The sequence below is a fragment of the Pseudoalteromonas sp. APC 3694 genome (assembly GCF_030407565.1).
Classification (GTDB): domain Bacteria; phylum Pseudomonadota; class Gammaproteobacteria; order Enterobacterales; family Alteromonadaceae; genus Pseudoalteromonas; species Pseudoalteromonas tetraodonis.
The window spans coordinates 1-13,442 of record NZ_JASDDE010000083.1 but is presented as its reverse complement, the minus strand read 5'-3'; the positions used below and the strand labels follow the sequence as shown (position 1 = coordinate 13,442).

13 protein-coding genes and 2 pseudogenes are annotated in these 13,442 nt (G+C 36.5%); all 15 read left to right on the top strand.

Features of this window, described 5'->3' with window-relative positions; genetic code table 11:
* The coding region (locus QMA00_RS17685) for a glycosyltransferase (RefSeq protein ID WP_290158274.1) at positions 1-798 on the top strand (798 nt) is incomplete at its 5' end.
* Entirely contained in the window at positions 799-2,028 is a 1,230-nt protein-coding gene (locus QMA00_RS17680; protein ID WP_290158273.1) for a hypothetical protein, read from the top strand. It abuts the gene before it with no gap.
* Between the two features lie 6 nt (positions 2,029-2,034).
* The gene (locus QMA00_RS17675; protein WP_290158271.1) at positions 2,035-2,790 is read left to right on the top strand and encodes a glycosyltransferase family 2 protein; all 756 of its coding nucleotides are present in this window, start codon (positions 2,035-2,037) and stop codon (positions 2,788-2,790) included.
* 64 nt (positions 2,791-2,854) lie between these two features.
* Positions 2,855-3,928, top strand: coding sequence for a glycosyltransferase family 4 protein (locus QMA00_RS17670; protein ID WP_064662382.1), 1,074 nt, complete (start codon positions 2,855-2,857; stop codon positions 3,926-3,928).
* Complete coding sequence (locus QMA00_RS17665; RefSeq protein ID WP_290158268.1) at positions 3,929-4,750, top strand: 2OG-Fe(II) oxygenase; 822 nt, start codon at positions 3,929-3,931, stop codon at positions 4,748-4,750.
* 51 nt (positions 4,751-4,801) lie between these two features.
* Positions 4,802-5,680: a glucose-1-phosphate thymidylyltransferase RfbA gene (rfbA, locus tag QMA00_RS17660; protein ID WP_290158266.1), complete on the top strand. Its 879-nt coding sequence runs from the start codon at positions 4,802-4,804 to the stop codon at positions 5,678-5,680.
* Positions 5,680-6,240 (top strand): dTDP-4-dehydrorhamnose 3,5-epimerase, encoded by a 561-nt coding sequence (gene rfbC, locus QMA00_RS17655; protein ID WP_290158264.1) that lies wholly within the window; start codon positions 5,680-5,682, stop codon positions 6,238-6,240. The genes rfbA and rfbC overlap by 1 nt, the downstream gene beginning before the upstream one ends.
* 11 nt (positions 6,241-6,251) lie before the next feature.
* Positions 6,252-7,127, top strand: coding sequence for a dTDP-4-dehydrorhamnose reductase (rfbD, locus tag QMA00_RS17650; RefSeq protein ID WP_290158262.1), 876 nt, complete (start codon positions 6,252-6,254; stop codon positions 7,125-7,127).
* A 52-nt stretch (positions 7,128-7,179) separates the two neighbouring features.
* Positions 7,180-8,280, top strand: a complete 1,101-nt coding sequence (gene rfbB / locus QMA00_RS17645) for a dTDP-glucose 4,6-dehydratase (protein WP_290158260.1) — start codon at positions 7,180-7,182, stop codon at positions 8,278-8,280.
* Between the two features lie 129 nt (positions 8,281-8,409).
* Positions 8,410-9,480 (top strand): UDP-N-acetylglucosamine--undecaprenyl-phosphate N-acetylglucosaminephosphotransferase, encoded by a 1,071-nt coding sequence (wecA, locus tag QMA00_RS17640; RefSeq protein ID WP_290158258.1) that lies wholly within the window; start codon positions 8,410-8,412, stop codon positions 9,478-9,480.
* Between the two features lie 184 nt (positions 9,481-9,664).
* Positions 9,665-10,114, top strand: coding sequence for an adenylyltransferase/cytidyltransferase family protein (locus QMA00_RS17635; RefSeq protein ID WP_064662389.1), 450 nt, complete (start codon positions 9,665-9,667; stop codon positions 10,112-10,114).
* Positions 10,111-10,716 carry an SDR family oxidoreductase gene (locus QMA00_RS17630; RefSeq protein WP_064662390.1) on the top strand — a complete coding sequence of 202 codons (606 nt, stop codon included), beginning with the start codon at positions 10,111-10,113 and terminating at the stop codon, positions 10,714-10,716. Before QMA00_RS17635 ends, QMA00_RS17630 begins: the two co-directional genes overlap by 4 nt.
* Before the next feature lie 16 nt (positions 10,717-10,732).
* Positions 10,733-10,939, top strand: a pseudogene (locus QMA00_RS17625) (UTP--glucose-1-phosphate uridylyltransferase); the annotation flags it as partial.
* Between the two features lie 415 nt (positions 10,940-11,354).
* Positions 11,355-12,521 carry a nucleotide sugar dehydrogenase gene (locus QMA00_RS17620; RefSeq protein WP_290158254.1) on the top strand — a complete coding sequence of 389 codons (1,167 nt, stop codon included), beginning with the start codon at positions 11,355-11,357 and terminating at the stop codon, positions 12,519-12,521.
* Between the two features lie 70 nt (positions 12,522-12,591).
* Positions 12,592-13,389: pseudogene (locus tag QMA00_RS17615) on the top strand (SDR family NAD(P)-dependent oxidoreductase); the annotation flags it as partial.
* Positions 13,390-13,442 lie beyond the last annotated feature (53 nt).

The window sequence follows — 13,442 nt, the reverse complement described above, 5'->3', positions numbered from 1 at the left end:
AGTGCCACAGAAGTGAATACTTTAGTTGAGTCAATTAGTTATTCACAAGAAGCAGATTTTCGTATCGTTTTAATACATAATGCTACTGCAGATGAAGCTGAGTTGTTAGCTATTCCAATGCAATTTCCAGCTATAGAGTTTCATATAGTCATTAACAAAAAAAACTTAGGGTATGCAGGGGGAAATAACGCAGGGTATGATTATCTTAAAAAAAATAATCTTGAGGGTGACCTAGTTATAATTAATCCTGATGTTACTGTTAGTAAAAATACGTTAGCAGAGCTACAAAGTGCGGCAGCTGAAAAAAAAGTAGCTTTAGTAATGTGTAGAACGCTTGATACCAATGGCTCTCACTTATACGATTTTATTCAATTAAAGGGTTTTATAAATAACTATAAAAAAACGGAGAAAGATATTGTTCAAACGGATTATGCCGCAGGGTCGTGTTTGTATGTTAAACGTACAGTTGTGGGTAGATATGGTTTATTTGATGCAAGTTTCTTCATGTATTGGGAGGAGGTTGATCTTTCTATGCGTTATAAGCAACTAGGCTACCGATCTATTTCTACCACAAAGACTATTATTGAAAGAGCCCCTAATTCATCAGAACGAAGTGCAAACGCTCTATATTACTCGCTTACAAATGCTAGAAAAATAAAGAAAAAGTATTTTTTAAAGGGTTATTACAAGTATATTTTTATGCTATATATTTCATCGGTCAAGTCTGATTTTAAATCATTTAGAACTTCTCAACAAAGGGCCTTTTTTAAAAGCTTATTTAATAGTTTGAGGAATTAAATGAGACTTTCTCTTAACTCCCATTTTGAAGTAAGCTTTATAACTTTTATTGTTTTACAAGGAATGTTCTTTAATTTCCAGTTTTACTTTATTGGTATCGCTGGTGCAAACATCGCTCAACTGTTTCTTATTAGTATCTTTTTATTTGCTATAATAATCTTTGCCCCTAAGCGTAAAATTTTTATTCCTAAAAGTTATTTCTTCTTATTTTTTTTCTATAACATTATGATCTTGTTGTGTACCATTATTAATGTCGAGTACCTAACCTCTGCAACAGGAAGAACATTTTTTATATATGTTTTTGGTTTCTGTGTTTTCATGTTTTTTAATTTATTTGATAGTCATAAATTAGATGGGTTATTTAAGGCTTTGTCATTTACTTTGATTTTACTTGGGGTGGCTCAGTTTATTATACCTGAGCTATTGCCATTGGAGTTGCGGTATGTACCTTCTTTAGTAGAGCCATATCGCCTAGATAGTTTTTGGCTTGGAGGTAATGTCTATTATAAACCTAATGGCGCGGTCGGCAATCCTATTGAATTTGCCGTATTTTGTATTTTAAGCATTTTGTTTATTTTATACAGAAAAGAAAGCATAGGTTGCTTTTCAATATTTGATAAAACCCTTTTAGTGACTTCGTTTACTGCTATTTTGTTTACTCTTTCAAGACTTGGAATTGCTTTAGCGTTAATCGTTTTGATTTTCTATTTCATGCTATCAAGAAGGGCTTTTTATAAAAAAATTGCCTTATTTTCTTTTCTGTTTCTTTTAATAGTTTTATCGTTTGCTTTCAAAGATGATTTTCAGTTAATAAATGCTATTTGGTCACGCTTTGATGGAAGTGATGAGTTGGCTAAAGGCTCAAATTTAGAACACGCTAAGGATTACAAAGCAGTAGTCACATTATTATTAAGCAGCGCCTTTCATTTTTTATTAGGGTATGGTGTAGGTTATAATAATGCCAATAATGTAATAACAGATGGACTTTTATTTATTATAGCCTTGGACTTAGGAATGATAGGTTTAACTCTATTTTCTCTTCTATTAACTTTTCCTGTTCTTATGGTCAATAACATAACAGCATTGAAGTATATCTTATTACTTTTATTTGTATTTTATATTTCTTCTTTTGTTAACTCTGCATTCTTAAATAAAACAGTTTACTTTAGCTTTATGTTTATTGTTTCACACATAATTATTAGGCAAAAGCAGCCAAGTTTAAATGGGTAATATTTTATGAAAGGGTTGTACATTGGTGTTGTTTCCCATGGTCATTTTAACATTATTAAAAAGTTAGGGTGTTTAGCTCATTTATCATTAAATCATATAGAGGTTGGTATACTTGATAATGTTGGTGAAGAAGGTTTTGAGGAGTATTGTAAACAGCACGGTATTGATTATCTAAAAAACAGTGTTGCTAAAGGGTTTGGTGAAAATAACAATATCTTATTTAATTATGCTTATAAACAAGGTTATTTAGACGAAAGTGGGTACTTTTTAGTTTTAAATCCCGATGTAGCTATTGCTTTCAATATGCTACAAAACCTTGTAGATAAAGCATACAAATGTAGGGATGAACTTGTAGCTATTAATTTATTTAAAAATAGTGAGTTTACCGAATCAGACCCATCAGTACGTAATTTTCCAGGCTTCATTGACTTTGCTAAATCACTACTGTTAGGTGTAAACCCAACGTTACTTGATAAGTCTGTCATTAAGGAAAGAACTACTGTTGATTGGGCTGCCGGCTCATTTTTACTCATAAAAGCTGCGGTTTATAAGCGCCTAAATGGTTTTGACGAGCGTTATTTTATGTATTGTGAGGATCTAGATATTTGTTGGCGGGCAAAGCATAGTTTGGGCGTGAATTTATATTTCTACCCAGAAGTAAAAGCACTACATCAAGCTCAGCATGCTAACAGGAAGATAATTTCTAAACATTTTTTTTGGCATATAAAAAGCGTCTTCAGATACCTGCTTTTAAAAAAGTAAGTTAGCTTTATACGGCTATTTATTGCAGCACCCCCTTTCAATTTTCTATTTTAGGTCAATATAAATGAAAGTTTTATTTAAAAACCGTTTTGATGCGTTTACTTCAGTCGGCGGTGATACTGTACAAATGCTAAATACTAAACGTGAACTTGAAGCACTTGGTATTGAAGTGGATATTGATTTAGGAATTACTCGTAATGTAAAACAGTATGATATAGTCCACGTTTTTAACCTGATGCGCTCATATGAGGGATCATTAGCTATATGGCAAGCAAAAGCGGCTAGTGTCCCAGTTGTTTACTCAAGTATTTATTGGGATTTTAGTGAGTTTAATAAAGTGGGGCGACAATCTCAGCTGCATAACTTTTTACATGAACATTTTTCAGAATTTACTGTTGAAAAGTTCAAAGAATCAGTTCGAGGTATCAGAGAGGGGAATGCTTTATCTTATACCCGTTATATGTTATCAACTTTTAAAAAGACATTAGAAGAAGTGGACTTATTCCTACCTAACTCTGTTAATGAAGGTGAATTGATTAGAACAAGAATATTACCCAATGCGCAATACCATGTTGTGCATAATGCTGTAGATAGTGGCATCTTTAATTTACAAAAAGGTCAAGCTAGGAATCAAAAAGCACTTACAGTCGCAAGATTAGATCCTCGAAAAAATGTTGATGCAATTATTAAGTCTAAACTATTACTAGAGGTTGATATATTTGGTGCAAAAGCTCCGAATCATAGTATTTATTACGATAAGTTATTAGAGAGCAAACCTAAAAATATTTCTTTTAAGGGAGCCATTGATAATGCGGAGCTGGCAACAATTTATAACCGTTACTCTATGCATATTTTGCCTTCTTGGTTAGAAACCCCTGGCTTATCTCAGCTTGAGGCTGCTGCTTGTGGATGTAATATAGTGTCTACAGATAGAGGATCTGCAAGTGAGTATTTTGGGGCTTTTGCAGAGTATTGTGACCCGAGTAAACCTGAGACAATAAAGCATGCTGTTGAACGTGTTATAAATAACACGCGGGAGCCAAAAGCGATGAGCGAATTCGTGTTAGATAACTACACCTGGAAAAAAACAGCTGCTCAAACACTTATGGCATACAAGTCAGTATTAGGAGAGAAGTAAATGAGTTATACAAGAAAGGAACTTGCTAACTTTATTGTTAAAAAGTTACAACTTCACATGGATAAGTTAACAGACAGTTATTCTTCAATGTCTAAAATACAACATTTTTATATTGATGATTTATTGCCAGAAGATTTAGCGGCTGCGATATACAATGCTTTTCCTGAACCAAAATCAATGTCATTGAATAAGACATTGAGAGAGTACAAATATATAGCGGCTCAAATGGACCAGTATGATCCCGTATTAGAAGAAATTATCTATGCTTTTCAAATGCCTGAGGTTGTTGCTCTGATAAGCAAAATAGTGGGTAAAGATGATTTATTTCCAGATGATAAGTTATATGCAGGTGGCATATCCTTGATGGGGGAGGGCCATTATTTAAACCCACATCTAGACAACTCACATGATAAAGAGCGAGAATTATGGCGTGCATTTAATTTATTATATTATGTATCACCTGATTGGAAGCTTGAAAATGGAGGAAATTTAGAACTCTGGCCTGATGGAGTTAAGGGCAATTCTATTACGTTAGAAAGTAAATTTAATCGTTTAATTGTGATGGCTACTCATAACAACTCATGGCATTCAGTGTCTCCTATTAAAGTAGATAGAACACGCTGCTGTGTTTCTAACTATTACTTTGCTACTAACCCAGTAGATGCGGAAGACTCCTTTCATGTAACTTCATTCCGAGGTCGCCCAGAGCAAAAGATTGTTGATATTTTACTAAGAGGGGATGCTAAAGTTCGTAACTTAATCCGTAAGCTATTTACAAAAGGGATAAAAGAAACATCTCATTACTATAAGAAAGAAGATTAGAACGTTTGTTATTTTAACGCTTCAATTCTTAAAAAACTCGAAAGGTACAAAATGCATAAAGGAATTATATTAGCCGGTGGAAGTGGCACACGTCTTTACCCACTGACAAAAGTTGTTAGCAAGCAACTTATGCCTGTTTATGATAAGCCTATGGTTTATTATCCGCTTGCTACACTAATGCAAGCTGGCATTCAAGAGATACTGATTATTTCAACACCCAATGAAATTCATCGCTTTGAGGAGCTCTTAGGTGATGGCTCAAACTTCGGTGTGTCGATATCTTATCAAGTTCAACCAAGTCCTGATGGTTTAGCGCAAGCTTTTATATTGGCTGAAGAGTTTTTAGATGGCGCTCCTGCGGCATTGGTGCTTGGTGATAACATGTTTTATGGACATGACTTGGTGAAGTCACTAAAAAATGCTAATGCACAACAAAGCGGCGGAACTGTATTTGGCTATCATGTTTCCAATCCTAAATCTTACGGTGTTGTTGAGTTTAACGACTCAGGTATGGCTATTTCTATTGAAGAAAAACCTGTTGAGCCTAAGTCTAACTACGCCGTTCCAGGTTTATACTTTTTTGATGAGCGCGTAGTTGAATTTGCTAAAAATGTTAAACCATCGGCTCGTGGTGAACTGGAAATCACTGAAGTTATTGATCAGTATTTGAAAGCAGGTGAGTTAAAAGTTGAAATTATGGGCCGTGGTACAGCTTGGCTTGATACGGGTACTCATGACGATTTACTCGCAGCAGCGCAATTTATTGCCACTATTGATAAGCGCCAAGGCTTAAAAGTTAACTGTCCTGAGGAGGTTGCTTTCCGCAATGGTTGGCTAAGTGCGGATAAACTGCGAGAAATAGCACAGCCTCTGCGCAAGAGCGGCTATGGTGAATATTTATTAAAACTAATCGATGAGCGTATATTTTAATGAATTATATTGATACAGCTATACCTGACGTTAAAATTATTGAACCAAATGTGTTCGGTGATGATCGTGGTTTTTTTATGGAAACATTTCGCGTTGATGAATTTACTGTACATTGTGCTGAGCGCAGTTTCGTGCAAGATAATCACAGCAAATCTAGCCACGGAATACTTCGCGGTTTACATTACCAAACTCAAAACACTCAAGGTAAGTTAGTACGTGTTACGTCGGGCGAAGTGTATGATGTTGCGGTTGATATGCGCAAATCATCATCTACTTACGGCCAGCATGTTGGTGTAGTGCTTTCTGGTGAAAATAAACGTCAGTTATGGGTGCCAGAGGGTTTTGCGCATGGCTTTTATGTGATGAGTGACTCGGCAGAGTTTGTTTATAAATGTACAGATTATTACGCGCCAGAGTACGAAGTTTCGTTATTGTGGAACGATCCTGCCTTAAATATTCAGTGGCCGTTGGTTGATGGTAAAGCCCCTTTATTAGCTTCAAAAGATGAAGCTGGGCTTTTATTTAAAGATGCGCCAACATTTGCCTCTAAGTTTGAGTGAATGCATACTTTATGAAAATAATCGTTATAGGTAAGTCGGGGCAATTGGCTTGGGAGTTAAGTCAGCTTATACCCCCTGAACATGAAATAGTTTGTTTAGGGCGCAATGATATTGCTCTGCAAAGCGTTACAGCAATAACAGAATGTTTACAGCAGCAAAAAGCCGGTGGTGTTATTAATGCTTCTGCCTATACTGCAGTTGATAAGGCTGAAAGTGATGTTGATAATGCCTATGCGCTTAATGCCAATGCAGTAGGTAATTTAGCACAGGCCTGTAAAACGCTAGCAGTGGCTTTTGTGCATATATCTACCGACTTTGTTTTTCATGGTGATAAAGGTGTGCCATATTTACCTGATGATGAAATAAATCCATTAGGAGTTTATGGTGCTAGCAAAGCCCAAGGCGAGCAGTTAATCACCAAGCTTTACCCTGAGCGAAGCTGTATTATTCGCACCTCTTGGGTGTATTCAACACACGGTAATAACTTTGTAAAAACTATGCTGCATTTAATGCGCACTAAACCTGAGCTTGGTGTTATTAGTGATCAAATAGGTTCACCTACTTATGCTAAAGGGTTAGCAAAAGCTTGTATGGCGAGCTTAGCAAATGCTGTTACTGGTATTCACCATTACACCGATACTGGCGTTGCGAGCTGGTTTGATTTTGCTGTTGCGATTCAACGTATTGGTTTTGAACTTGGCTTGTTAGATAAAATAATACCAATAAAACCTATTACTACCGAACAATACCCAACACCTGCTAAACGCCCGAATTACAGCGTGCTAGATAAAAGTAGTTTAACGAATGCTTTGCCTGAACTTACCTTTAGTCATTGGCAAGCAGAATTACACACTATGATGACTGCTTTAAAAGCTGAGAAGTTTTAGTTTTATCACATTAACTTAACGTTAGAACGTAGTGTTTATATAGAGAATTATTATGAAAAAATTATTAGTTACAGGTGGTGCTGGTTTTATTGGCGCTAACTTTGTTCATTATTGGATGAAGAAATATACAGCCGACAAAGTTGTTGTACTTGATGCACTAACTTACGCAGGTAATATTGCTAATTTAGACAGTGTTAAAAATGAAGCTAACTTTACTTTTGTGCACGGTAACATTTGCGATCAAGCGTTAATTGAAAACTTATTGATTGATCACGGTATTGATACTTTAGTTCACTTTGCAGCAGAGTCGCATGTTGACCGCTCGATTACAGGGCCTGATGCTTTTATTGAAACTAATATTCTCGGTACCTATAGCTTGCTTAAAGCCGCTAAAAAAGTGTGGTTAGATGGAGAAAGGGTTTTGGAAGGGCATCGTTTCCATCATGTATCTACCGATGAAGTGTATGGCACGCTTTCACCTACCGACCCCGCTTTTACAGAGGATACGGCATACGCACCGAATTCACCTTATTCTGCTAGTAAGGCAGCAAGTGACCATTTAGTACGTGCATATCATCATACTTATGGTTTAAATGTAACGACAAGTAATTGTTCAAATAACTATGGTCCGTTTCATTTTCCTGAAAAATTAATTCCGTTAGTGATTACCAATATTTTGCATGATAAAGCCTTACCTATTTACGGTGATGGCCAACAAATACGTGATTGGCTATACGTTGAAGACCATGCATATGGTATCGACTTAGTATTAAAAAAAGGCAGAATTGGTGAAAACTATAATATTGGTGGTGATAATGAGTGGGCCAATATTGATATAGTAAAAACAATATCAAAGTTAGTTGAACAAGAATTTGTGAAAAATAAAGAGCTGGCCAATCGTTTTCCAAATGCAAAAGCAGCGATGGCACAAAATACAGAGTCACTTATTACTTATGTAAAAGACAGACTTGGGCATGATCGGCGTTATGCTATTGATGCCACTAAAACTAACAACGAATTAAGCTACCAACCAAAAGAGTCTTTTGAAACAGGCATTGCAAAAACCGTTACTTGGTATTTGAACAATGAGCAATGGTGGCAGAGCGTGATGGATGGCTCGTACCAAAACTGGATAGCTGAGCAGTACTCATAAATTAGTTAACTCATTGGGATAAGCTATAATTTACCCCACATTTATACAAGTAGTGCGAATAATTTAATAAAGTGTAACAACTGCAAATAGCCTATAAATTGTACTAATTGTTAACAGACAGGAACTCTGATGTTTTTAGATCTACTTTTTACCTTCTTCATTGCCTTCGCAATTTTATTTTTAATGCGTAAAGTTGCGCGCAAAGTAGGCCTACTCGATAAACCATCAGGGCGAAAGCTGCATTCAGGTAATATCCCGCTTGTTGGTGGGATCTCTATATGTATTACTATTATACACTATATATACTCACACCCAGGTATGATTAACCATGCCAATTTATACATGCTTTGTATATGTGGTTTAACGGCTGTTGGCGCATTGGACGACCGCTTTGATTTAAGTGTAAAAATACGTATGTTAGTACAAGCGCTCATATCTATAGCGATGATTTATTTTGCTAATGCCGAGATGCATAGCTTAGGAAACTTATTAGGCTTTGGTGTTATTGAGCTTGGAATGTTTGGTTCTTTGATCACAATATTTGCGGTAATAGGCTGCATTAACGCCTTTAACATGGTTGATGGCATTGACGGCTTGTTAGGTGGTTTATCCATCGTCACATTTGGCAGCGTGGGTATATTGTTGTTTCTCTCTGGTGAGCAAAGCTTAAGTTATTTGTGTTTATTGCTCGTTGTTTGCATGATCCCATATATTTTAATGAACTTAGGGCTAGTAGGCCATAAACGAAAAGTATTTATGGGCGACGCAGGTAGCATGATGATTGGTTTTACCGTTATTTGGTTGCTAATTGGTGCAAGCCAAGCTGAGGGTAACCCGATGATTCGCCCGGTAACTGCATTATGGCTTATTGCTGTGCCACTAATGGATATGGTTTCAATAATGATACGTAGGGTTAAACAAGGTAAATCACCTTTTAAACCCGACCGCGATCATTTACACCATATTTGCCAGCGCTTAGGTTGCTCATCTTTACAAACATTGACACTAATCTGTTTAACTGCATCATTGTTTGCTGGTATAGGTATTGTCGGTGAAATACTATTATTACCAGATTACATTATGTTTTATGGGTTTATAATCTTATTTGTTATTTACTTAGCTTTGTTAGCAAATCACTCTACAGTGACCAACTTTATTAGGCGTAAACTCAATTTACCAGAGTTGACATTTAAGAGTTAACTTTATTTAAGAGCCGAAATTTTCGTATCATTGGTGATTTGTAGCGTTACAAAGCGGCATTATAGAGAGAATTGATGTTATGGATTTTTATTCTAAACGTTTTTTAATTCCTTACCATGTTTATACATTTTAGTGTTGATAATATTAGTTTATTGGGTTGATAAAGTAAAAAATAGGATATTTTATGAGTAATACAGTTGTATATGTTTCGGGAACGTTTGATTTATTCCACAGTAATCATTTAAAAATGATTACTTATGGTAGAGGTTTAGGTGACACTTTAATAGTGGGTGTGAGTACAGACGAGCTCGTATGCTCATATAAAAAACCACCTGCAGTACCATTTGAAGAGCGAATAGCTATTGTTGAGGGTCTTAAAGGCCCTGATGTTGTAATACCGCAACGCACCTTAGATCATCATGAGACAATTGAAAACCTAAATATAGATGTTTTTGTTATTGGAGATGATTGGAAGGGGAAGTACGATTACTTAAAAAAACAAGGTGTTAAAGTTTTTTATTTTCCTTACGGGGCTGGAGTTAGCTCGACGAATTTAAAGAAAAAAATATATGACGAATATAAGAAGCTTATTGAGTCAAGTGATGTACATCCAATTCCAGAGCCTAAGTCATGAAAGTTTTAATAACAGGTGGTAACGGGGACTTAGCTAGTTTTTTATCGGATGAGCTCAATCGCTTGGGTTATCTAGTTGATGCCCCAAATAGGCTGGAGTTAAATGTTAGTGAACCAAGCTCTGTAGAAATGTACTTTAAAGATAAAAAATATGATGTTGTCATTAATGCTGCTGGAACTCTATACTCAAGCTTAATTGCTGATTCAGATCCTCGTTTATGGATAAAGGATATCGAAGTAAACTTGATAGGAACTTATTTAGTTTCGAGAATGGCTATAAAAGAAAATGCTGCTGTTCAGCTATTCAATATAGCGTCCACAGCTGCTTTTAATAATTATAAAGATTGGACCTCTTACTGCTCAGCTAAAGCTGGAGTTGTAACATTATCTAAAGGTCTTCACCTAGATGGTTATAATATTAATGTTTTTTGTCCAGGAGCAATTGAGACTAAATTACGTTCAAGTCTAACTATTAATAACCCTAATGTTATGACTATAGAAGAGGGGGCTGCTCCAATTTTAAAAGCATTGCTAGAAGGAGATAACGGTAAGCTATACTTCTATAGGAAGCATGAGTACAGGGAAGAGTTACTTCCAAATTAATATTTAGTATTTTATGGTCGGTGCTGGTGGCGAAATACAGCTAACAGATGCGATTGATACGTTAATGGAAAGCGAAACGGTAGAAGCGTTTCATATGAGCGGCCGCTCACACGACTGTGGCGACAAACTCGGTTATTTAAAAGCAATTGTAGAATACAGCATGCGCCATGAAACTTTGGGTGATGAGTTTACTGAATATATGAAAGAGTTGGTTAAAGGGTAACGGGCGACGGGCATCGGGTAACGAGCTACGAGCGACGAGCTTCAGGCCTCCAGCCTAGAGCTTCGAATTAACCAGTTGGGCTAATGGTTTTATGTTCTCATTTACTCCTCATTCACTTCTCTTTGTGCAAAAAGATCTTGAAGAGATTTTATTTACCACAGAGGGGGCAGAGCACACAGAGAAAATGATTAAAAACATGTTTTATTTGCTTTGTCTTCTCTGTGTAGCGCGAAGCGCCTCGGTGTACTCTGTGGTAAGAATGTTTTGTAGGCGGGGCTTTATGCCGCGCATTTTTTTAAGGTGCGAGGTGCGAGCGTCGGGTTATGAGCTTCGGGCGGCGGGCTACGAGCCTCGAGCCTAAAACCTCGCACCTCAAACCTAGAGCCTAGACCTAAACTCATATTAAGGAATTTAAATGAAAATTGCCGTAGTAGGCACAGGGTATGTTGGCATTTCGAACGCTATGTTACTAGCGCAACATAACGAAGTGGTTGCGCTTGATATAGATGAAAAAAAAATAGCGCTTTTAAATAATAAAAAATCACCAATAGTAGATACCGAAATTAGTGAGTTTTTAAAACGTAGTGATTTAAATTTTACTGCCACTACTGATATGAATGTAGCATATAAAAATGCAGACTTTGTGATTATTGCCACGCCTACTGATTATGATGTAGAAAATAACTTTTTTAATACCAGCTCGGTTGAGGCCGTTATTAAAGATGCTACAGCGCATAATTCAAGTGCTGTTTTAGTAATTAAATCGACAGTACCAGTTGGCTTTACGCAAAATATTAAAACAGAATTAAATGTAGATAATTTAATATTCTCGCCAGAGTTTTTACGTGAAGGTAAAGCTTTGTACGATAATCTGCACCCATCACGAATTGTTGTTGGCGAGCAAAGTGAGCGTGCTGAAGTGTTTGCTAATTTACTTAAACAAGGCGCCATAAAACAAGATATTGAAGTGCTTTTTACCGATTCTACTGAGGCGGAAGCGATTAAATTATTTTCAAATACATATTTAGCAATGCGTGTTGCTTACTTTAATGAGTTAGACAGTTATGCTGAGGCACATGGGTTAAGTAGCAAGCAAATTATACAAGGTGTTAGTTTAGATCCCCGTATAGGTAACCATTATAACAACCCTTCGTTTGGCTATGGCGGTTATTGTTTACCTAAAGATACCAAACAACTACGCGCAAATTATGCTGACGTACCTAATAATATTATTGGTGCAATTGTTGACGCTAATACTACACGCAAAGATTTCATTGCAGCTTCTATCCTAAAACGAGACCCTAAAGTAGTTGGTATATACCGATTAGTGATGAAGTCTGGTTCTGATAACTTTAGAGCCTCATCTATTCAAGGAATTATGAAGCGTATAAAAGCTAAAGGGATTGATGTTGTTGTTTATGAACCAGTCCTTGAAGAGAATGAATTTTATCATTCCCGTGTAATTAAAGATTTAAATGAATTTAAGCAAATATCAGATGTCGTAATTTCTAACCGTATGGTTGATGAGCTAAGTGATGTTGCAGATAAAGTATATACACGTGATTTATTTGGTAGTGATTAAAATACAGATTAAAGGTAACGAGATTTGAGCTTCGGGACACGGGCTTAAAACTTCTTTTAAAAGGTTTAAAATGAAATATTTAGTAACAGGCGCAGCTGGCTTTATTGGTAGTGCGGTTGTAGAAAAACTAACCTCTGCTGGTCATGAAGTGGTTGGTATTGATAACTTAAATGATTACTATGACGTTAACCTTAAACTTGCACGCCTTGATCGTATAAAGCATGAGCAATTCGAGTGCAAAAAGGTTGATTTAGCAGACCGTCCAGCAATGGCTAATTTATTTGAGCAAGAGCAGTTTGACCGTGTAATTCATTTAGCGGCACAAGCGGGTGTACGTTATTCAATTGAAAACCCACATGCTTACGCTGATTCTAACTTAGTCGGTCATCTGAATATTCTTGAGGGTTGTCGCCAAACGAATGTTAAGCATTTAATTTATGCCTCGTCTAGCTCGGTGTATGGCTTAAACACTAAAGTGCCATTTGAAACGTCTGACCCTGTTGATCATCCTGTATCGTTATATGCGGCAACCAAAAAAGCCAATGAGTTAATGTCACATAGCTATTCTCATTTATATGATATTCCCACTACAGGGCTGCGCTTTTTTACAGTGTACGGCTCGTGGGGGCGCCCAGATATGGCGCCATTTATTTTTACTAAAAAAATACTTGATGGCGACACTATCGACATTAATAACAATGGCGATATGTGGCGTGATTTTACCCATGTAGATGATATTGTTGAAGGTGTTGTTCGCATTGCAGATGTAGTACCAGCTAAAAATGCTGATTGGAGTGTAGAGGCTGGAACGCCTGCCAATAGCTCCGCGCCGTATTCGGTTTATAATATTGGTCATGGTTCACCAATTAGGGCGTGTTGATCTTTGTGGTATGAAAAACAAACAGCATGAAGATAAGGTAT